At 59.1% G+C, this 19,849-nt stretch carries 17 protein-coding genes; 7 read left to right on the plus strand and 10 right to left on the minus strand.

Going from position 1 to position 19,849, the window contains the following annotated elements; all coding sequences use genetic code 11:
* Nucleotides 1–194 precede the first annotated feature (194 nt).
* Nucleotides 195–1,517 carry an O-acetylhomoserine/O-acetylserine sulfhydrylase gene (locus tag HMPREF3011_RS08440; RefSeq protein WP_038629393.1) on the plus strand — a complete coding sequence of 441 codons (1,323 nt, stop codon included), beginning with the start codon at nt 195–197 and terminating at the stop codon, nt 1,515–1,517.
* A gap of 45 nt (nt 1,518–1,562) precedes the next feature.
* Nucleotides 1,563–2,699: a homoserine O-acetyltransferase MetX gene (locus HMPREF3011_RS08445; protein ID WP_038627771.1), complete on the plus strand. Its 1,137-nt coding sequence runs from the start codon at nt 1,563–1,565 to the stop codon at nt 2,697–2,699.
* Here the strand turns inward: HMPREF3011_RS08445 and HMPREF3011_RS08450 are convergent.
* From HMPREF3011_RS08450 to HMPREF3011_RS08470, 5 genes are all read right to left on the minus strand, one after another.
* Nucleotides 2,696–3,064, minus strand: a complete 369-nt coding sequence (locus HMPREF3011_RS08450) for a DUF3017 domain-containing protein (protein ID WP_038627769.1) — start codon at nt 3,062–3,064, stop codon at nt 2,696–2,698. The two genes, HMPREF3011_RS08445 and HMPREF3011_RS08450, sit on opposite strands and share 4 nt — an antisense overlap.
* 20 nt (nt 3,065–3,084) lie before the next feature.
* On the minus strand, nt 3,085–3,942 hold the full coding sequence (locus HMPREF3011_RS08455) for a bifunctional methylenetetrahydrofolate dehydrogenase/methenyltetrahydrofolate cyclohydrolase (RefSeq protein WP_038627768.1): 858 nt from the start codon (nt 3,940–3,942) through the stop codon (nt 3,085–3,087).
* A 68-nt stretch (nt 3,943–4,010) separates the two neighbouring features.
* On the minus strand, nt 4,011–4,550 hold the full coding sequence (locus tag HMPREF3011_RS08460; RefSeq protein ID WP_038627766.1) for a tRNA (cytidine(34)-2'-O)-methyltransferase: 540 nt from the start codon (nt 4,548–4,550) through the stop codon (nt 4,011–4,013).
* 31 nt (nt 4,551–4,581) lie between these two features.
* Nucleotides 4,582–6,546: an alpha/beta hydrolase family protein gene (locus tag HMPREF3011_RS08465; RefSeq protein WP_038627764.1), complete on the minus strand. Its 1,965-nt coding sequence runs from the start codon at nt 6,544–6,546 to the stop codon at nt 4,582–4,584.
* A gap of 18 nt (nt 6,547–6,564) precedes the next feature.
* Nucleotides 6,565–9,804 (minus strand): error-prone DNA polymerase, encoded by a 3,240-nt coding sequence (locus HMPREF3011_RS08470; RefSeq protein ID WP_038629391.1) that lies wholly within the window; start codon nt 9,802–9,804, stop codon nt 6,565–6,567.
* 247 nt (nt 9,805–10,051) lie between these two features.
* Between HMPREF3011_RS08470 and HMPREF3011_RS08475 the strand changes: the two genes are divergently transcribed.
* The 3 genes from HMPREF3011_RS08475 to HMPREF3011_RS08485 all read left to right on the plus strand — a co-directional run bounded on the left by HMPREF3011_RS08475 (nt 10,052) and on the right by HMPREF3011_RS08485 (nt 12,730).
* Complete coding sequence (locus HMPREF3011_RS08475; RefSeq protein WP_038627762.1) at nt 10,052–10,918, plus strand: MetQ/NlpA family ABC transporter substrate-binding protein; 867 nt, start codon at nt 10,052–10,054, stop codon at nt 10,916–10,918.
* 64 nt (nt 10,919–10,982) lie between these two features.
* Nucleotides 10,983–12,032: a methionine ABC transporter ATP-binding protein gene (locus tag HMPREF3011_RS08480; protein WP_038627760.1), complete on the plus strand. Its 1,050-nt coding sequence runs from the start codon at nt 10,983–10,985 to the stop codon at nt 12,030–12,032.
* Nucleotides 12,033–12,097: 65 nt separating this feature from the next.
* Complete coding sequence (locus HMPREF3011_RS08485; protein WP_224433327.1) at nt 12,098–12,730, plus strand: methionine ABC transporter permease; 633 nt, start codon at nt 12,098–12,100, stop codon at nt 12,728–12,730.
* 24 nt (nt 12,731–12,754) lie between these two features.
* Here the strand turns inward: HMPREF3011_RS08485 and HMPREF3011_RS08490 are convergent, their stop codons facing one another.
* Nucleotides 12,755–13,666: a sucrase ferredoxin gene (locus HMPREF3011_RS08490; RefSeq protein WP_070841379.1), complete on the minus strand. Its 912-nt coding sequence runs from the start codon at nt 13,664–13,666 to the stop codon at nt 12,755–12,757.
* 163 nt (nt 13,667–13,829) lie between these two features.
* Here HMPREF3011_RS08490 and HMPREF3011_RS08495 point away from each other — a divergent pair, with 163 nt between their 5' ends.
* Entirely contained in the window at nt 13,830–14,510 is a 681-nt protein-coding gene (locus HMPREF3011_RS08495; protein WP_038627758.1) for an AMIN-like domain-containing (lipo)protein, read from the plus strand.
* 39 nt (nt 14,511–14,549) lie between these two features.
* On the opposite strand, the gene HMPREF3011_RS08500 is transcribed toward HMPREF3011_RS08495, so the two are convergent.
* The 3 genes from HMPREF3011_RS08500 to HMPREF3011_RS08510 form a co-directional block, all read right to left on the minus strand.
* Complete coding sequence (locus HMPREF3011_RS08500; RefSeq protein WP_038627756.1) at nt 14,550–16,214, minus strand: Y-family DNA polymerase; 1,665 nt, start codon at nt 16,212–16,214, stop codon at nt 14,550–14,552.
* Entirely contained in the window at nt 16,214–16,909 is a 696-nt protein-coding gene (locus HMPREF3011_RS08505) for a hypothetical protein (protein WP_038629380.1), read from the minus strand. The genes HMPREF3011_RS08500 and HMPREF3011_RS08505 overlap by 1 nt, the downstream gene beginning before the upstream one ends.
* Nucleotides 16,910–17,124: 215 nt before the next feature.
* Nucleotides 17,125–17,430: an antibiotic biosynthesis monooxygenase family protein gene (locus HMPREF3011_RS08510; protein ID WP_038629377.1), complete on the minus strand. Its 306-nt coding sequence runs from the start codon at nt 17,428–17,430 to the stop codon at nt 17,125–17,127.
* Nucleotides 17,431–17,495: 65 nt separating this feature from the next.
* Between HMPREF3011_RS08510 and HMPREF3011_RS08515 the strand changes: the two genes are divergently transcribed.
* Nucleotides 17,496–18,257, plus strand: a complete 762-nt coding sequence (locus HMPREF3011_RS08515; RefSeq protein ID WP_222867128.1) for a hypothetical protein — start codon at nt 17,496–17,498, stop codon at nt 18,255–18,257.
* 4 nt (nt 18,258–18,261) lie between these two features.
* Here the strand turns inward: HMPREF3011_RS08515 and guaA are convergent, their stop codons facing one another.
* A complete protein-coding gene (gene guaA, locus HMPREF3011_RS08520) occupies nt 18,262–19,836 on the minus strand; it encodes a glutamine-hydrolyzing GMP synthase (RefSeq protein ID WP_070841380.1) in 1,575 nt (524 codons plus the stop codon).
* Nucleotides 19,837–19,849: the final 13 nt, after the last annotated feature.

The following is a 19,849-nucleotide window of genomic DNA, read 5'->3' on the forward strand; positions in this document are numbered from 1 at the left end:
CCCCCCCCCACAACTAATCACACCCCACGACTAATCAAACCAATCCGTACTAAGCGGGCTATCGCACTCTCGACACAGATGCACACACCCTCTTACCTTGGGTTTTTCCAAAACTTTGCAATAGACAGCTTGGTTCACTATTGTTTGTAAGCAACGTTTTGAACAACCTCAAAAACCGCAAGGAAGTATCTGAAATGACCACCAAGTACGACAACAGCAACGCCGCCAACTGGGGCCTGTCCACTCGCGCTATTCACGCCGGCTTCGCTCCGGACGCACAGACCTCCGCGCGTAACCTGCCGATTTACAACACCTCCTCCTACGTCTTCGATTCCGCTGAGCACGCTGCCAACCGCTTCAACCTCTCGGATGCAGGCCCGATTTACTCCCGCCTGACCAACCCGACTGTGGATGCCGTCGAGCAGCGCATCGCCAGCCTTGAGGGTGGCGTCGCAGCCGTACTGTTCGCCTCCGGCCAGGCAGCTGAGACCGCTGCTGTTCTCACTCTGGCTCGTGCGGGCGACCACTTCGTCGTTTCGCCGCGCCTCTACGGTGGTACTGAGACCCTGTTCAAGGTCACCCTGCCGCGCCTTGGCATCGACTGCACTTTCGTCGAGAACCCGGATGACCCGGAGTCCTGGCAGGCAGCAGTTCAGGACAACACCGTCGGTTTCTACGGTGAATCCATCGCCAACCCGCAGATCGACATCCTGGACATCCCGGTTATCGCAGAGGTTGCACACCGCAACAACGTTCCGCTGATTGTCGACAACACGGTTCCGACCCCTGCCCTGCTGCGCCCGCTCGAGCACGGTGCTGACATCGTGGTTTCTTCCACCACCAAGTTCCTGACCGGTAACGGTTCCTCCCTCGGCGGTGTCATCGTCGATGGTGGCAAGTTCGACTGGACTCAGACCCGCAACGGCCGCTCTATCTTCCCGAACTTCACCGAGGCCGACGAGGCTTACCACGGCCTGAAGTTCGCCGACCTGGGCGCCCCAGCCTTCGCACTGCGCGCCCGCGCTGGCATTCTCCGCGACACTGGTGCTACTCCGGCTCCGTTCAACGCGTGGGTTCTGGCTCAGGGCCTCGACACCTTGTCTCTGCGCATCGAGCGCCACAATGAAAACGCCAAGGCTGTCGCTGAGTTCCTCGAGAACCACCCGCTGGTCGCCAAGGTCAACTACGCTGGCCTGCCGAGCTCCCCGTGGCACGAAACCCTGACCAAGCTGGGTCTCTCCGGCGCCAGCGGCGTGCTCTCCTTCGACTTGAAGGATGCCGACACCGCCAAGGCTTGGAAGTTCATTGACGCTCTGAAGCTGCACTCCAACGTCGCCAACATCGGTGATGTCCGCTCATTGGTTGTCCACCCGGCCACCACCACTCACTCCCAGTCCGATGAGGAGGGTCTGACTCGCGCCGGCATTTCCCAGGCCACCGTGCGTCTCTCCGTCGGTATCGAGAACATCGATGACATCATCGCTGACCTCGAGGGCGGCTTCGCAGCACTCGCGTAGACCGTTTGTACACAGACATATGACGGACTAAGTAGTCTATAAGGCATGAGCTTTTCCCCATCTACCCCGGCCGCCCTCCCACCCGAGGGCGAGCCGGGGCGTGTCTTTATCGGCGATGTCACCACCGAGGCCGGCGCGGTCATCCCCGACGTCACCGTCGAGTTCGAACGCTGGGGCCGGCTTAACGACGACTGCTCGAATGTCATCCTCCTCGAGCACGCTCTAACCGGCGACGCCCACGCTTCCGGTCCCTCGGATGAGTACCACCCGACTGCGGGTTGGTGGAACGGGATGATTGGCTCTGCCCGCGCACTGGATACCGACGAGTACTGCATCATCTGCACCAACGTCATCGGCGGCTGTCGCGGTACAACTGGCCCCTCCAGTCCACATCCGGACGACGGCAAGCCCTGGGGCTCTCGCTTCCCCGCCATCTCCGTGCGCGACACGGTGACAGTGGAGCACCTTGCGCTGCAAGAACTGGGAATTTCCCGCCTCCAAGCTGTCATTGGTGGCTCCTTGGGTGGGGCCCGCGCGCTTGAGTGGTCACTGATGCACCCGGATTTCGTCGGCAAGGCATTGGTGATGTGTGTCGGCGCACGTGCGTCTGCTTGGCAGATTGGTATTCAGTCTGCGCAGATTCAATTCATTGAGTCCGATCCCGATTGGCATGGCGGCGACTACTACGACCGCGGTGTGACCCCGACCCGAGGTCTGGGGTTTGCACGCAGGGTCGCGCATTTGACGTACCGTGGCGAGCTGGAGATGGATGACCGCTTTGGTGCGGCAGCGCAGCCCGGTGAGAATCCGCTGGGCGCGATGCGCACGGAAGACCGATTCCAGGTAGAAAGCTACTTGGATCATCAGGCGAAGAAGCTGGCTCAGCGTTTCGATGCCGGGTCGTATGTCGTGCTCACCGATACCTTGAATCGGCACAATATTGGCCGTGATCGCGGTGGCCTCAACGAGGCGCTGCACTCGTCAACCGTTCCGACCATGATTGCCGGTGTGGACACGGATATTCTCTACCCCTTCCACCAGCAGGAGCACCTCGCCCGCAATCTGGGCAACTGCATGGGGCTAGAAAAGATTGAATCCGCCGTGGGTCACGACGGATTCTTGACGGAGTTCGAGCGAGTGGATTCGATTGTGCGTAATTTCCTCTCTCGCGATGTCAGCTAGCTTCCCAGCGCATCCACGCTGACTGCGAGGAATACGATCCCCATCCCGATTATGGAGCAAAACCATAGGTCAAAGGTCCGGGATCGTACAGAGAACACACCTAAAATACTGTCCGGCAGGTACTGCCTAGCCACACCGAGCAGCACCATTGTGCTTCCCAGCATGAATGTGGCGCGTCGCCAACGCTCCAGCCCCAGGAACACGACGAAGGCGGACATGCCGAAAAAGAGCGCGCCGTAAATCGTATACTGCACCCACATTGGCCACGATGCCCCCGGCGGCGGGGTCTTCGGGCTATGCGGGTTCAGCATTGGATCCGGCAGATCTTCCCGCCGGGCACGCTGCGCAATTTCCCTTTTCGACATGACTTCTTCCTCCCGGCTGACTAGGCCAGGCCAGCGAGCTTTTCAGCGCGCTCGACGACATTGCGTACGAGGAAAGCGCGAGTCAGTGGGCCGACACCACCTGGGTTCGGGGATACGTAACCGGCAATGTCCCAGACGTCATCAGCAACGTCACCGGCCAGCTTGCCGTCGACACGCGAAACTCCCACGTCGAGTACAGCAGCGCCAGGCTTGACCATGTCTGCCGTAAGCATATGAGCGACACCAGCGGCTGCGATGATGACGTCAGCCTGACGGGTTTCAGCGGCCAAATCCTTGGTGCCGGTGTGGCACAGCGTCACGGTGGAGTTCTCGCTGCGGCGAGTGAGCATCAGCCCGATTGGGCGACCGACGGTGACACCGCGGCCGATAACAACAACCTTGGCTCCATTGAGCTCGACGCCGAAGCGTCGCAGCAGGTGGATACAGCCGTTTGGGGTACACGGCAGTGGCGCTGGCTCGTTGAGAACCAGCTTGCCCAGGTTTACCGGGTGGAGCCCATCGGCGTCCTTCTCCGGATCGATGAGGCCCAGAATACGGTTTTCATCCAGGTGCTTCGGCAGTGGCAACTGAACAATGTAGCCTGTGCACTCCGGGCTTTCGTTCAGCTCGGTGATTACTGCCTCGAGTTCTTCCTGCGTGGTGTCAGCTGAGAGATCACGGCGGATAGAGGCGATACCAATCTGCTCACAGTCGCGATGCTTCATCTTGACGTAAGAGTGGCTGCCTGGATCATCACCAACCAACACGGTGGCCAACCCCGGGGTGTAGCCGGCTTCCTTCAAACGCTCAACGCGCTTTTCCAGGTCTTCAAAGATTTCGTCTCGGTAGAGTTTGCCATCAAGCTTTGTCGCTGCCATGGCATTTATCTTAGGCACAGGAGCGAATAATGCCCAGAAACGCCCTGTAACCGCCCTCGCCTTTGACCCTATTTACCGCCCATAAAGCCCTGTTGACGCCAGACTTCATAAGCAGCCACTGCAGCGGCGTTGGAAAGATTCATGCTGCGACGAGCGGGCAACATGGGAATTCGGATCAATTGCGTAATTCGCGAATCATCGAGCACTGACTGTTCCAACCCGGTTGGCTCCGGGCCAAAGAGCAGTACATCGGTGTTCGTGTACTCAATGTCTGTGTGCCAAGTGTCAGCGTGTGCGGTAAAGGCAAAGATGCGGCACCCTTGGCTGGCAAAGGTCTCCAACGCTTGATCGATGGAATCGTGAATACGCACATCGGCCAGGTCATGGTAATCCAGCCCGGCGCGACGCAGATTCTTGTCATCGAAGTTGAACCCCAGTGGCTTGGCCAGATGCAACATAGCTCCAGATCCCGCACACATGCGGATAGCGTTTCCGGTGTTCGGCGGGATGACAGGCCGGTCAAAAAGCACGTGGCAGGTGTGGCTCTTAATCCAGTCTGTGGAGTTGGTTGGCTCGGCGTTCGTCGGCTCGGTCGTGGCGCTATTCATTTCTTCTGTCAGTTCTTTTCCGCTGCTTCTATTACTGATCGTTGTTAGTTTCTACTGCCGTTGACGCGCTGGGCACCGCATCACACACGCCGTACTCGGCGAAAAACGCGATGATGGTCTCACCGATGAGCGCTCGGCTCCTCGGCTTCGAGAACTTATGGCCCTCTCCCTCAACCACCAGAAAATCAGTGGGCACACCATAGGCATCCATGGCGTTGCGCATCTGACCGGACTCTCGCGGAGGCACGTTGGTATCCCACTCGCCGTGGATGAATAGGGTTGGAGCCTTCATTTCCTCCGCACGGTGCAGTGGCGAGATATCGCGCAGAAGCTCAGCATCCTGGTACGGGTAGCCGTATCGAGGGAACGCGGCCTGCGCCAACCAGGGTTCTGTGGATTGGTAGTAGGTTTCAAAACTTGTCATTCCGCAGGCATCGACGATGGCAGCAAACTGATCCGGGTACCACGCCGAGGCCAACAGCGACATGAAGCCACCGTAGGATCGCCCACCCAGGGCAATGCGTTCTGGGTCCGCCAACCCGGCATCAACGAGGAAGGCACGCGCCGCTGCGATATCCGCAATAGCGGCAAAGCGTCCATAGCGGTCGCCCGCGTGCTCGAATGACCTACCGGACCCCGAGGAACCGCGCACATTAGGTGTGAACACCACGAAGCCCGCCTCCACAATGCTGGCTAGAACATCGTGGTGAATGGGTTTCGCCTGCAGTTCTGGGCCGCCGTGGATATGGATGAAAGCCGGCGGTAGTGCGTTTTCGGAAACGTCATTAGAACTATTGCGCACCGACTCTGGAAGGTAGAGCCAGCCAGAGAGTTCCAGCCCATCGCGGGAAACAAAGTAGACCAGTTCTGGGGCCGGCATGGTCTCCAGATTCTTCTCTTCCAGAGCCAAAATCCGTTCGGTGCGTTCCATATCCAATGGCTCAATGACACCACCGATATTGCGCAGAATCTCCACCGTTGGCGCAAGGCCTGGCCCTTCTACTGTCAGGGAGATCAGCTCACCGTCTCCGGAGATTGACAGCTCGCGCGCAACCATGCCCGGCAATTCCACGTTGCGGCGCACCATCACCCGCATGTCGTCAGTCTGCGGGTGAAAGCCAAGGGTTAGCACCTCGAGCGTGCTGACCCCACCGCTATTCCACAGCACAGCCGCAGTGGAGGAATCCTCACTAATGACGAATTCTTCGACGTCTTGATCCGGATTGCCAATGAACTCCTCGACATCGACTTCGATGCCGATCTTCATATCCAAAATCTCCGCTGCGGTCGATTCCGCTGTACGCGGCTCCGTGGTGCTGATACCACTATCGGGAGTAATACCCAGGCGCAGGATGCGACGCTGTTCCGCGCCATGATCTGAGAGCACGAATGCGGTCAGCTTCTCCTGCCCCGTATGCGCCAATAAGACACCGGCATCCGTGGTGGAGCCAGGATCGGATGGCAACAGCGGCTGCCACTGCTGCCCCGGCCCGACTAGTAGTAGCTCCCGGTGGCCTCGCGGACCCACCCGCACGAGGCCAAACCCACTTTCAGCCGCTACCAGCTGGCTGTCGGTGCGTCTATCAATGACCTCATACTTTGAGTTTGTCGGGTTGACCAAACGTGCATAGTTAATGCCCTGGGCATCGACCGCGTTCATCGCCAGGAGATTGTTATCCCATTCCACCAGTGTGGCGCGCATATCCGCATCCATGCGCAGGGGGCGGGCACCATCGACCTCCGGATCGGTGGATACCAGCCAGGTCTGCAGTCGCTCCGTACCGTACGGAGAGACCTCGCAGGCAATCCACTTTCCATCCGGGGAGTGCAGCACTCTGGTAACCGGGCCTTCCACCGGCAGTTTCACGGGGCGCTCCTCCCCTAGCCCCTCCGGAGTAATCTCCTGCTGTACCGCACGCGGGTAGCCGCTATCGCGGACAATAAAGGCGATTGCACTCCCATCCGGTGCTAACGAGGATTCATAGGTCTGGCGCATAACAATCCATTCTAATAGTCAGCGAAAATCTCTACTTCGACCTGCCACCACCGGCCGCCCCAGAGCCTCGGACATATCCACCAGACGATCGGCCACGATTGTCACCGCACCAGAGGCTGTCTGCGCGATACCGCGCACCACCATCGCCCGCGAATTCACCGCTACCGGCCGAAAACGATTCCACAGCCCCGGTGTACACAGCACATTCACCAGCCCAGTTTCGTCCTCCATTCCCAAAAATGTCACTCCGCCAGCTGTCCCTGGACGTTGCCTATGTGTCACGACTCCCGCCACTTCTACTCGTGTTCCATCGGGCACTGCTTTCAGTTCCGCCGCAGGCACCACTCCACGTTCCTGCAGGTCTGCCCGCAACGCAGCTACCGGGTACTGCCCCGGGGTCACTCCCGTTGCCATCAAATCGGCAGCTGCCAGCTCAAACTCCGTCATGCCGGGCAACGCCGGTGCGTCAGCAAGCGTGAGCCCCGGCAGCATGCCCTCACTTTCCGTCGCCGCCACGCCCGCCGCCCACAGTGCTTGACGACGGTCAATCCCCAGCGACCCAAGTGCTCCTGCGCGCGCCAGTGCTTCCATGTGCCCAACACCCAGCCGAGCTCTGCGGGCGACATCTGCTGCGTTGACAAATGGCCGCGCTGCGACGATACGTTCCGCCACGCCATTGCCCACACCGGCAATGGCACCGAGCCCCAAACGAATACGACCATCGATGACGCTGGCTTCCACGCCTGAAACTGCGATATCCGGACCATCGCAGCCGATACCGCGCCGGCGGGCATCGGCAATCAACGACTGCGGAGAGTAAAACCCCATGGGCTGAGCACGGAGCAACGCTACACAGAACTCCGCCGGATAGTGGTACTTAAACCAGGCCGAGAAATACACCAAGGAGGCAAACGACTGCGCGTGTGATTCAGGGAAACCGTAGGCGGCAAAGGCCACTATCTTGTTCCACAGTTGTTCCCCAATATCCGCATCAATGCCACTGGTGCGCTCCAGCCCAGCCAGAAAACGGGCATGGAGCGCTTCCATTTTGGCCACTGAGCGCTTCGACCCCATAGCGCGGCGCAGCGAGTCCGCTTCCGCCCCGCTGAAACCCGCCGCATCGACGGCCATTTGCATCAGCTGCTCTTGAAATAGCGGAATGCCCAGTGTCTTCCCGAGAGACTTCTCCAACACCGGATGCTCATAGGTCACCGGTTCGAGTCCATTTCGGCGGCGAATGTAGGGGTGCACGCTACCGCCTTGAATGGGGCCTGGGCGAATGAGTGCCACCTCCACCACCAGATCAAAGAACTCCCTCGGCTTCAGTCGGGGCAAGGTGGCCAGCTGCGCGCGCGATTCCACCTGAAACACGCCCACCGCGTCCGCGCGTGCCAACATCTCGTAAACCTCCGGTTCAGCGACATCTATTTCCCACAGGTTCACTCGGCGCCCGTGCTGTTCATAGACCAAGTCAATGCAATGGTGGATGGCCTCCAGCATTCCGAGGCCAAGCAGGTCGAACTTCACCAGTCCCGCTGCCGCACAGTCATCCTTATCCCACTGCACTACTGAGCGCCCCTCCATGCGTGCCCATTCCACTGGCACGACATCCGCAATCGGCCGATCACAAATCACCATTCCGCCAGAGTGAATGCCTAAATGACGAGGCTGCCCACGAAGCTGCTCTGCCAGTTTCCGCACCGGCTCCGGCGGACACGCTTCTCGGTCTCTGCCCCACGCATCGATAACGCCCGGCGAGTATCGCAACACCCGCGCCGCATCGCGCAATGCGCCGCGCCGCCGGTAGGTAATGACATTGGCCACCTGCGCAGCATTGTCACGACCATACTTTTCATAGACGTATTGGATAACCTCTTCCCTACGACCAGACTCGATGTCTACATCGATATCCGGCGGACCATCCCGTTCTGGCGACAAAAACCTCTCGAACAACAGCCCGGCGCTAATGGGGTCAACATTGGTGATCCCCAGCGCAAAACACACCACCGAGTTAGCGGCCGAACCGCGCCCCTGCGCCAGAATTCCCGCCCGGCGACAGAACTCACAGATGTCGTGCACGATGAGGAAGTAGCCCGGAAAGCCCAGCTCTCGAATCACAGTCAGCTCATGTTCTAACTGCGCCCACGCCCGCGCTTGCACGGAGCCGTCCCCAGCTCCATCGACCGGACCATACCGCCGCCGTGCCCCCGCACGGGTAATTTCCCGCAGCCAGGAGTCCTCATCGTGGCCCTCTGGCACTTCCCAGCGAGGCAACTCAGGCGCAATGAGGTCAAGCGTAAAAGCACACTCACCTGCAATGTCCTGTGTTGACTGCAGCACCTGCGCCCCCAGATACCGTGTTGCCGCCGCTAGCTCCTCCCACGAACGCAACCAAGCTCCGCCTGCCGGCTCCAGTCGTGACTCGAACCCGTCTAAGTCCTCTCTCACAGCAAGAGCCTGTTTAGCCCCCGCCAACCGGCTTGTCGCAGGCGAAGCCGACGTCGCAGCAGAGGAAACCACCTCCCGCAGGCCATACTTCACAGCTGCGGCTGAAATAGCTTCCGCGTCATCGGCCGCCTGCGCGGTGGGGCTCACGCGGTGTTCGAGTGCCACATTCTCCGCACCGAAGGCCGCAATAAGTTCTTCCAGGTCGCCGAGCCAGTTAACGTCGGCAAGCACCTGCCAGAAACCACCTGCGGCCTCCCCCAACTTTGGCAGTGGAGGATAGCGGACGACGGACTTCTCCCCCGCAGACATATGCGCATCACACAGCGCGTGACTCAGGCGCCGATAGCCCTCGGGACCCCGCCCCAGCACCGTGAGGGGCCGCTGCGGAAGCCCCAGCTCCGCGCCGATAATTGTGGCAATACCAGCCTCCGCTGCAGCCTCGGCAAAACGAGCGATTCCATAGAAACCATCGCGATCTGTCAGCCCCAACACGTTTAACCCCAAACGCACAGCCTCGGACACCAATTCTTCCGGATCCGATGCGCCATGCAGGAAGGAATAACTCGAACGACAGTGCAATTCCGCCTTAATATCCGCAGGCGTAAATGACATGCCACCTCTGCCACCAGCGCCGCTTTCCGGAGCTTCAAAAGCCCCAACGATGGAATCTGACAGCTGCCCCCGCCAGCCGTTGAAGCTACCATTAGGCTGTAGTTTTCCTGAAAATTTACCCGATAGAATACGCTCAATCCGCGACCAACTCAGTGGTCGACCGGACCGCTCCGACTGCCCGTCCGAGATGTTTTCCATGCCACGAACATTAACCCACACCGCGGACTGAATTCAAACGTATTTTCGACTGCCATCTGCATTAAACGTCACCCCCGGGACGCATCCGTAAGTCACATCTCAGCCACGTTCGACTGTTTAGGCTGAAGTTGAATTTTCAGCACCACCTGGGCAAGTGCTAGCCTTAACCCCAGAATTAAAGACAGCTTGGTCTAGTTCTGCCTTAAAACTTCAGCTAACAAATCCCATTAAATAAGGAGACCCCTCGATGAACCTCAAGCGTTTTTCCGCCGGTGTACTTACTGTCGCGTTCGCCGCAACCGGCCTTACTGCCTGTGGCGGCTCGGATGACGCCATTCGTATCGGCACCACGGATGCCGGCAAGAAGGCCTGGACCGTTTTCGAGCAGAAGGCTTCTGAACAGGGCATTGATCTGGATGTTCAGAACTTCTCCGACTACCAGACTCCGAACCGCGCACTCGATGAGGGCCAGCTCGATGTCAACCTCTTCCAGCACATCAAGTTCCTGGCTGAGTACAACGTCGGCGCTAAGTCGGACCTGACGCCGATTGGCTCGAGCGAGATTGTCCCGCTGGCTCTGTTCTGGAAGGACCACAAGTCAGTTGATGAGCTGAAGAAGGGCACCGAGGTCGTTATCCCGAACGACCCTTCCAACCAGGGGCGCGCTATTAACGTGCTGGCTCAGGCTGGCCTGCTAAAGCTGAAGCAGGATGACCTGCTGACTCCGTCCCCGGCCGACATCGATAAGGAAGCTTCCACAGTCACGGTCCTGCCAGTGGATGCTGCTCAGACCCCGGCCGCTTACGGCGAGGGTAAGCCTGCCATTATTAATAACTCCTTCCTGGACCGCGCCGGTATCGACCCGAACACCGCCATCTTCCAGGATGACCCGAACTCCACGGAGGCAGAGCCGTACATCAACGTCTTTGTCACCAAGGCTGAAAATGCTGACGACCCGAAGTACGCGGAGCTCTCCAAGATCTGGCACTCCAAGGAGGTCCAGGACGCAGTCGCAGAGGACTCCAAGGGCACCTCGGTTCCGGTTGACCGTTCGGCTAAGGAGCTGCAGGACATTTTGGACCGCGTCGAAAAGCAGCAGCGCGAGCAGAACTAAGGCCACTGCCGCTTAAGCACCGCCCACCACCAGGGAACACAGACCAAGGGGCACTGATTCATTCGTGACCAACAAGGGAACGAAGCTCGAATTCCGCGAGCTGAACAAGCAATTCGGCGACGTCACCGCGCTCGCCGACATCAACCTGACCGTTGAACCCGGCGAAATCCTCGGCGTCATCGGTTATTCCGGCGCCGGTAAATCAACGCTCATCCGTATGATTAACGGCCTGGAAAAGCCAACATCAGGGCAGGTTTTGCTGGACGACACCGACATCGTCGGCATCTCCGAGCGCCAGCTACGGGGCCTGCGCCGCAATATCGGCATGATCTTCCAGCACTTCAACCTCTTCCATTCGCGCAACGCGATTCGCAACGTTGAATATCCGCTGGAACTGGCCGGTATGCCGAAGGCCAAGCGCCGCGCTCGCGCCCAGGAGCTGTTGGAGTTCGTCGGTCTCGGCGACAAGGCGGAGTCCTTCCCAGAGCAGCTCTCGGGTGGACAGAAGCAGCGTGTCGGCATCGCCCGTGCGCTCGCCACCGAACCGACGCTCCTGCTTGCCGACGAAGCCACCTCGGCACTCGACCCGGAAACTACTTCTGGTGTCCTGGATCTGCTGCGTCGCATCAATCGCGAAATGGGTGTCACTATCGTGCTGATTACCCATGACATGTCGGTTGTACGCGGTATCGCTGACCGCATGGCCATCATGGAAAATGGGCACATCGTCGAAACTGGTACGGTCCACGGGGTCTTTGCCAATCCCAAGACTGAGGTTGGCCGCCGCTTCGCCACCACCGCGCTGCGCGATGTTCCGATTGGTCGTGAACGCGATTCGGTGAATCAGTCTGCCGAGAGCGCAGCGGCTCGCCTGATCACCATCACTATCAATGACGGTGTTGACCTCGGTGCTCTAGCACAGGCCACTAGTGCCCACGGTGTCGCCGCCTCGGTGGCACACGGTGCAGTCGCCAATGTGCAAGCGAAGTCCTACGGTCGCCTTACTTTGCGGTTGACTCCGCTGACAGGTGATTCCGCCTCGGATTCCTCTGATTTCGATGCCGCCATTGCTGCCATTTCCGAACTGACACAGGTAGAGGAGCTTGCATCATGATCGGTCTCTTAAACTCTCTGCCATCGGTGAGTGGCAAGGACACCAACTGGGATAGCCTCGGCCCAATGCTGGGCGAGGCATTCGGCCAGACGCTCTACATGGTCTGTGTCGCCATGCTGATTGGTGGTGTCGCAGGTCTGGCAATCGGCGTGCTGCTCTACACCACCCGCGACGGTGGCGTGTTGCGCAACAAGTTTGTCTACCAGGTCCTCAATGTCCTGATTAACTTTGTCCGCCCAATCCCGTTCATCATCTTGGTTACGGCCATTGGCCCACTGACAAAGAACGTGGTCGGCACCACGATCGGCACTGAAGCCGCGGTGTTCGTCATGTCGATTGCCGCCACATTCGCCATCGCGCGACTGGTGGAGCAGAACTTGATGTCCATCGACCCCGGCGTGATTGAGGCCGCCCGTGCGATGGGCGCAAGTCCGTGGCGCATCATCCGCACGGTCGTCGTGCCGGAGGCACTGGGCCCACTGGTACTTGGCTACACCTTCGCATTCATCGCCGTGGTCGACATGTCGGCTATGGCCGGCTACATCGGCGGCGGCGGACTGGGCAACTTCGCAATCACCTACGGCTACCAGGCATTCGACTGGAACGTCACTCTGGTGACAACCCTGGTCATCATCTTCATCGTCCAGTTGGCGCAGATTTTCGGCAACTGGCTCTCCAAGAAGATTATGCGCAGGTAGCCGCACACATTAGCTAGCCGCTAGCTAGCGGCGGGTTACTTCGACCGCAGCCCAGCCCTTCTTTGGCCCTGGAGCATCACCGCAGGAAGACACAACACCTTCTGTGGTGATTTTCTCCAGGGCCACTTCGTATTCCACGACCTTGTCGCGGTCGCTGGGGCCGTCGTAAAGCGCGACGACTGCAGTCGTACCGTCGACGTCAACGCGTGCGACGTCGTCTACGCCCCACGCATCTGCTTGACGACGCGCAGCCAACTCGGCTGCCTGCCCCTGCGGGGTGTAGATACCACGGCCGCGGCAGCCCCCTGCATGCACGATGCCCCGCTGAGCGTCTTCGATAACCCCCTTGGCGTCCACCGCACTCAGACGTCCAAAGCTGTAATTCCATGGCAGCAGTACGCTAGCCGGCGCAAAGCGGTGCCCCTTAGAGTGGGAAGTTTCCCACACGACCTCTGGGTAGAGGTTGTGCATCGCCGCAGCGAGCGGGCGACCTTTAACCGCACAGCAACGATCGCGCTTACCGTGCGTACAGATGAGAAACAGTGGATGGTCTAGACGAGTGGCCCCCTCGGTGGACTGTCCAAGCCGGATATCCAGAGTCATCAGGTCTTCAACATCGGCAACCATGCGATGTTCGAGGAAAACCTCAGAGCCATCCGCTGACTCGCAATGCGCGATATAGACGTTAACGCCATCACACGGCTGCTGGCCGATTCGGCCTGGTTTGCGAATTAGCTGCAACGCGCCACCGCGCTCAGATAACCAGGCTTCTACCTGACCGGTGATCTCTGCTCCCCATACCCCGCCGTCAAAAATATCGTGCGACCAACCGAGTTGGTGCTCCAACGCAATAAAGAGCTTTCCGGCTTTTGCAGTACCGGGAAGCGGCTCAGCCATCTGAGCGGAACAGGTGGTATCAAATTTGGCCTGGCTCATACGCCTAAGCGTAATTGAGTACCTCTGCGATTGGGTCTTAGGTCGCAGCGTTCACCCCTGTTTTATTACTATTGTGCAACACTTTGACAACAAATAACTTTGACCTCGACTTTTGCAGTTCAACTTGTTGAAATTCCGCAACCGCGCACATACCGTCGGACGTATGAATACGAAATCGCTGGATGCTTCGCGCACTCGTACCCGTATCGCGGCATCCCTGTGCCTCGCATTGGGTCTAGCTCTCGGTGCCTGCTCCTCTGACTCCTCCTCAGACTCGGCTGCTGCACTGTCTATGAAAACTGACTCAACCGCTGGCACCTCCGATTTGTCGAGCAGCTCTAGCAGCTCCACTAGCTCGTCTGCGGCGGCGCAGACCACCATGGATGACGATGCTGCTCCGGCGGGCGATTTCAATAGCTCCTCTGCAGAAGCTGCTCCTTCCGATGGCGCTTACTTGGGTATTCAAGATGTCCGCGTCGGTTCCCACGACGGTTATGACCGCATTGTCTTTGAACTCACCGGCGAGGGCACACCGGGATACTTCGTCCGTTACGAGGATGTCCCAACCCAGCAGGGCTCCGGCAAGCCGATTTCTGTCGACGGTACAGCCAAGCTGGTAATCGACTTGCGGGGCATGGGCTACCCCTTTGATTTCCAGATGGAGGACTTCCCCTCTGACTCGGTCAAGCCGACATCGACTTCCGTTATTAAGGAAGTCGTCGGTGCCGGAACCTTCGAGGGGCAGACTCAGTATGTCGTCGGGCTCAAGGGAGATAAGACCCCGTTCAAGGTTTTCTCGTTGAGCAATCCAAACCGCCTGGTTATTGACTTCCAATCGAAGTAATCGGTTTGCACACCGACGCACTCCTCCTCCACTGCGTCTCTACGCGTAAGCACCCTCGATTCTCCATGCGCCGGCATGCCCTATGAGCAACCAGGCGGCGATGGTACCGTCATTCGCTACCGCACGGATTTGTATTCTTGCCGCTCGGCGAGCCTCATCGGGTACCCACCAGCGCTCATCAATCGGCCAGGGCCCAGCCCACGATGACACGCGATACGTTGTTACTCCATGTCGCACCAGGGACGGTTCCGCCGTCATGGTCGCTCGCCCAGTTACGCCCACGGTGTGCCCATCGGCGTCGAGCACTTCCACCTCTGCATTCGCAGTCGCGGGAATAATTGCCGGATTGGGGGCAAGAACAGCTCCCGGCCATGGCTGATTAATTTCCGCGGTTTTTGTGTTTTTGGGGTTTTCTCCGAAAGCGACAAATCCCACTCTTTCGCCTGGGCCACGCCCGCCTTGCATGATTGGTTGCTGTACTGCCTCTGGCCCCAGTAACCCCTGCACACGCTCTGCAGCCCGGCGCGCTTTAGCTCGCGCATCATCACTACCGTGCCACAAATCCTGCTTTACAGTCCCGGCGGCGACCACATCCAGTGGCTCTAACTGCAGCTCTACGATTCCGCGGCTATCATCTCCGTCATTTTCCTCAGCGCAGCCAACAACTCCAGCACCAGTGTCGCTGTTCCCTCGTGGCTGCTGCCGATTCCTGTTATTCAGCCAGCCATCGAGCTGCCACCGAACTCTGTCAGCCGTAGTCTGTTCTGCCAGTGGCTCAGTGCAGCGCCATACTCTGCGCACCTCTGAGCCGTCACTAAACTGCGCCACCACCGCTAAGCGGTAGCACGAATACCCATGGTTAAAAAGCTGTTCATGCAGTTGCCCAGCTAGAAAACGCGCCACGAATGAGGCCTCGTCCACTCTCCGGAGTGGACTCTCCCAAGACTGGTAGCTCGCAGCCAATCCTGGTGGCAAAGATCGCGGCGCTACCAACCGCACTTCCCCACGACAGGCCAAATCATGCCATCTAGCCCCCTGCACCCCAAACCTGTTGGCTATATCCCGCTTCGGCAACGCAGCGACATCTCCCAATGTGCGCAGACCGAGTTCCTGCCACGACTTCGCAAGCTCTGCGGGCATCTCCAGTGCACTTTCCGCCCTAAGCTCCACCAGAGAGATTCCCTGCCGAAATCTTTTGCCTTCATCCTCCCCGGGAGCTACCAGCACTCCCCGGCGCGCTGCCAAAATAGCTGTCACAATATCGTCCGCGAGCCCCAAGCTGCAGTCCACACCCGGTACTGCAGCGGCATCAAGCAGCTTTTCCAAGGCCACATCCTGTCCGCCGTAATAACGCATTACCCCTCGCGCTGCCACAACCGCCAAGCCTGGCCGTAGAGCTTCGACACCAGCTGCCACCGCCTCCAACCGTTGCAGCACGGACTCGAATTCCGCAGCGTCGCGCACCGCACTTTCCTCGACAACCTCCAGTTCCGGGCACAACGCTTCCGCATGACGACGACTTTGCCCGCGCCGTACCCCTGCACGGCGTGCACTTGGAGAACAAGCAGCGACTCCGCTATCACCCACAATTGCAACTGGACTGAGCGGATTAGCCTGCGACGTCACAGATGCTAGATGCGCTGCCTGCACTGGCCAATCAGGAAGCCATAGCGCCACCACACGGTTCGATTCCGCCGCTGCCATTAGGACCTCCTCTGTGCGGGAAAGGCGACCACATTGTTCTGTTCCACCTGTTCCCCCACCCGCCAACGGCACTGCCTCCGCGGAAACCGCGTCCCCGACACACTGACGTGGTAATCCACTGCCCGAATCCGGCCATACCCAGTACCAATCCCGGAAACACCAGCAACAGAGCTGGAAATTTCCGACTCAGCGCCCGGCCACTGCTGCCCGACAAAAACCAGAGCACAACCACTCGTGCGCAGTCGTGCCTGCAGCGGACGTGCCTGCGACGGCGGCGGAGTGGGTGCCAACGAAGCCACCACCAAGTCAACGCCGTCCGCCAGCAGCCCAATTACTTCAAGTGGCTGCATTCCAGGATCTGGCACACAGACAATGTTCGATAGCTTCCCGCCCAACTCCACCACGGAGAGCAACCCCTGCTCGGAGAGCCCAACTAGCGCAACATGACCTGTCTTCGTAACTTCCGCGATTAGGCCTGCTAATACCGCACCGGGCTGTTCAATGACACTGACAGCCCCTTTTCGCACTGCTCCCGCCAACGTATTTTCCAACGCCACCGGCACCGGCAGCGCCTCACCGAGCCCAAAGGTTGCACCAGTTACAGTCCCACCAGACTGGGCTGCCATCGCCTGCCGCAATGCCGCAATAGTCTGCTCCCTAGACTGCCCCGCAGCAATATTGACCGCCGTTGTCACTTCTTGTTCCACCTCATTTCGTTGTCATCCCGCTGTCGACCCTCTGTCGACTCACTGCCATGCTCACCACGAACCCTGCTCGAATATTCTTTCCCAACAAGCGGATTAAACACTACCTTAAATAGCACGTACGTTCGATATTAATGTGCGAAGAAAAGCGCCGCACACCACCGCGCGACGCTCTAACCTCAGCCGAACACTACATTGCGTAATGCTTACGCCTTCACATCCAGGACTACATCGAATTCGAGCAAATCAGCCGACGACGACACCGGCTTGCGCTTTTCGCCCTCATGCGATGCCTTGAAGGCACGGCCCTCACGCCACCCCTGGTAGGCCTCCTCGCTCTCCCACTCAGTGAAGACGAAGTAGCGGCTCTCCCCTGCGGTTGGACGCAGCAGCTGGAAACCAATAAACCCCGGGACATCGGTCATTTTCGAAGAGTTAGCGGAAAAGCGACGTTCGAGCTCTTCTCCCGCACCCTCAGGAACGGTAATAGCGTTAATTTTTACAATGCTCATAGTCATAACACTAGCCACACGACTCTCAACAATCTATAGTTCCACCGCTACTAAACTTAAGAAGTATGACTGAATGCAGCCGATACCAACACTCTTCAGGGTCTTACCCAGACGCGACTCAACGCACGACAAAATTTATCAATAATCCCGTGCGGCTGGGGACGGTGATTGGCGTCATCACCGCAGTGATTACACTGCTCGCGCTGCTTAACGCACATATCATCGGCTCCATTGGCTGGTGGATCATGATAGCGCTTTTACTGGCTCTCATCGGCGCCACTCTTTTCGTGCGCCAGGCAAAAACACCCACCAAAGAAACTCGGCCGTCCTATTTCGCCGAGCCGATGCGTGAGTCACCAAACGACATCTCTTGGACCTCCAGCGTAAGCGTGCTGCTGATTTTCCCCGGCGCATGGATTATTGCGGCTGTCGCCGAACGAATCTCCTCTACACCGATCGCCTGCATAGTGACCCTAGTTCTGTCCGCCATCACCGCTACCTGCGCAATCCTGCCGCGGCAATTCGGCTTCCTCCCGATGGCCGCACAACTTCCCGACGACTTCTCCCAACGCTGCCCTTATCCCGCCGACTCACCAGAGGCCCGCATCCTCGCGGTCCTCTTCACCGCACGTCTGCGCGACAACTACGTCTTCTTCACCGACCAGCTGCCTTACTTCGCCATGCTTGACGACGATGCCGTGAGCGCAGCCCTCCACACGCTCGTGGCCGATAAGCGCATCACCATCACCAGGAACAATTCTGCCCTGACGGAAAAGGACCGTGCCCGCGAGTTTGCACAACTCACAGACACGGCCCTTGCCAACTAGTGGCTTACTCCCACTCAATGGTTCCCGGCGGCTTGGAAGTCACATCCAGGACCACTCGGTTGACCTCTGGCACCTCGTTGGTAATACGGGTGGAAATCTTCTCCAAAGTGTCGTACGGAACGCGAGTCCAGTCAGCGGTCATCGCATCCTCAGAGGAAACCGGGCGCAGCACAATTGGGTGGCCATAAGTACGACCATCGCCCTGAACACCGACCGAGCGAACGTCGGCAAGCAGGACGACCGGGCACTGCCAGACAACCTCATCCATACCTGCGGCCGTCATTTCCTCGCGCGCAATGGCGTCGGCACGGCGGAGGGTATCCAGGCGCTCCTCATCGACAGCGCCGATGATGCGGATACCGAGCCCCGGACCCGGGAACGGCTGACGAGCAACGATTTCTTCCGGCAGCCCCAGCTCACGGCCGACCGCACGGACCTCGTCCTTGAACAGCAGGCGCAGCGGCTCAACGAGGGTGAACTCAACGTCATCCGGCAGACCACCGACGTTGTGGTGGCTCTTGATGTTGGCAGTACCAGAACCGCCGCCGGACTCCACCACATCCGGGTACAGGGTGCCCTGAACCAGGAAGTCCACGGTCTCGCCCTCCGGAGCGCCCTCCAGTGCCTGAGCGACAGCGCGCTCGAAGGATCGGATGAACTCACGGCCGATAGTCTTACGCTTGGTCTCCGGATCGGTGATACCAGCCAAAGCATCCAGGAAGACTTTGGAGTCGTCGACGGTGATCAGCTTCGCGCCAGTTGCAGCAACGAAATCCTTCTCAACCTGCTCGCGCTCGCCCTGACGCAGCAGCCCATGATCGACGAAGACACAGGTCAGACGGTCACCAATAGCGCGCTGCACCAGCGCGGCGGCAACTGCGGAGTCAACGCCGCCAGACAGACCGCAAATTGCGCGACCGGTCTCACCGACCTGATTACGGACCTGCTCAATCAGCTCTTCCGCGATATTAGCGGCAGTCCAGTCCGGCTCCAGGCCAGCAATCTCGTACAGGAACTTCTCCAGAACCTGCTGACCATACGGCGAGTGGTTGACCTCCGGGTGGTACTGCACACCGGCCATGCGCTTTTCCAAGCACTCGAAAGCGGCTACCGGAGCACCCTTGGTGGACGCCGTAACGGTGAAGCCCTCCGGTGCCTCAGACACCGCGTCACCGTGGCTCATCCACACCTCGTGCGTCTCCGGCACACCAGCGTGAGCGACACCGCCACCGTCGACGACGTTTAGCTGCGTGCGGCCGTACTCACGGTCACCGGTAGCAGCGATCGTGCCGCCGAGCACCTCAGTCATCACCTGGAAACCGTAGCAAATACCAAACACCGGAATGCCCAGCCCAAGCCACTCTGGGTTGAGCTTCGGGGCACCTTCGGCGTAGGCACTGGACGGGCCGCCGGACAGCACCAGCGCGGCCGGGTTCTTGGCCTTGATTTCTTCGGTCGTCGCATCATGCGAGACCACTTCGGAATAAATTTTTGCCTCGCGCACACGTCGCGCGATGAGCTGTGCATACTGCGCACCGAAGTCCACGACGAGGACGGGCTTAGTCACCTGTTCAGACACGCCCTAAAGCTTA

The sequence above is a fragment of the Corynebacterium sp. HMSC074C04 genome (assembly GCF_001838295.1).
Lineage (GTDB): Bacteria > Actinomycetota > Actinomycetes > Mycobacteriales > Mycobacteriaceae > Corynebacterium > Corynebacterium amycolatum.

Excerpts from the sequence above, each read along its gene's own strand:
- HMPREF3011_RS08495 (WP_038627758.1), top strand. The coding sequence starts at position 13,830 with ATGAATACGAAATCGCTGGATGCTTCGCGCACTCGTACCCGTATCGCG.
- HMPREF3011_RS08515 (WP_222867128.1), top strand. The coding sequence starts at position 17,496 with ATGACTGAATGCAGCCGATACCAACACTCTTCAGGGTCTTACCCAGAC.
- HMPREF3011_RS08465 (WP_038627764.1), bottom strand. The coding sequence starts at position 6,546 with ATGCGCCAGACCTATGAATCCTCGTTAGCACCGGATGGGAGTGCAATC.
- HMPREF3011_RS08450 (WP_038627769.1), bottom strand. The coding sequence starts at position 3,064 with ATGTCGAAAAGGGAAATTGCGCAGCGTGCCCGGCGGGAAGATCTGCCG.
- HMPREF3011_RS08500 (WP_038627756.1), bottom strand. The coding sequence starts at position 16,214 with ATGGCAGCGGCGGAATCGAACCGTGTGGTGGCGCTATGGCTTCCTGAT.
- HMPREF3011_RS08440 (WP_038629393.1), top strand. The coding sequence starts at position 195 with ATGACCACCAAGTACGACAACAGCAACGCCGCCAACTGGGGCCTGTCC.
- HMPREF3011_RS08460 (WP_038627766.1), bottom strand. The coding sequence starts at position 4,550 with ATGAATAGCGCCACGACCGAGCCGACGAACGCCGAGCCAACCAACTCC.
- HMPREF3011_RS08510 (WP_038629377.1), bottom strand. The coding sequence starts at position 17,430 with ATGAGCATTGTAAAAATTAACGCTATTACCGTTCCTGAGGGTGCGGGA.
- HMPREF3011_RS08470 (WP_038629391.1), bottom strand. The coding sequence starts at position 9,804 with ATGGAAAACATCTCGGACGGGCAGTCGGAGCGGTCCGGTCGACCACTG.
- HMPREF3011_RS08445 (WP_038627771.1), top strand. The coding sequence starts at position 1,563 with ATGAGCTTTTCCCCATCTACCCCGGCCGCCCTCCCACCCGAGGGCGAG.
- HMPREF3011_RS08490 (WP_070841379.1), bottom strand. The coding sequence starts at position 13,666 with ATGAGCCAGGCCAAATTTGATACCACCTGTTCCGCTCAGATGGCTGAG.
- HMPREF3011_RS08455 (WP_038627768.1), bottom strand. The coding sequence starts at position 3,942 with ATGGCAGCGACAAAGCTTGATGGCAAACTCTACCGAGACGAAATCTTT.
- HMPREF3011_RS08475 (WP_038627762.1), top strand. The coding sequence starts at position 10,052 with ATGAACCTCAAGCGTTTTTCCGCCGGTGTACTTACTGTCGCGTTCGCC.
- HMPREF3011_RS08485 (WP_224433327.1), top strand. The coding sequence starts at position 12,098 with ATGCTGGGCGAGGCATTCGGCCAGACGCTCTACATGGTCTGTGTCGCC.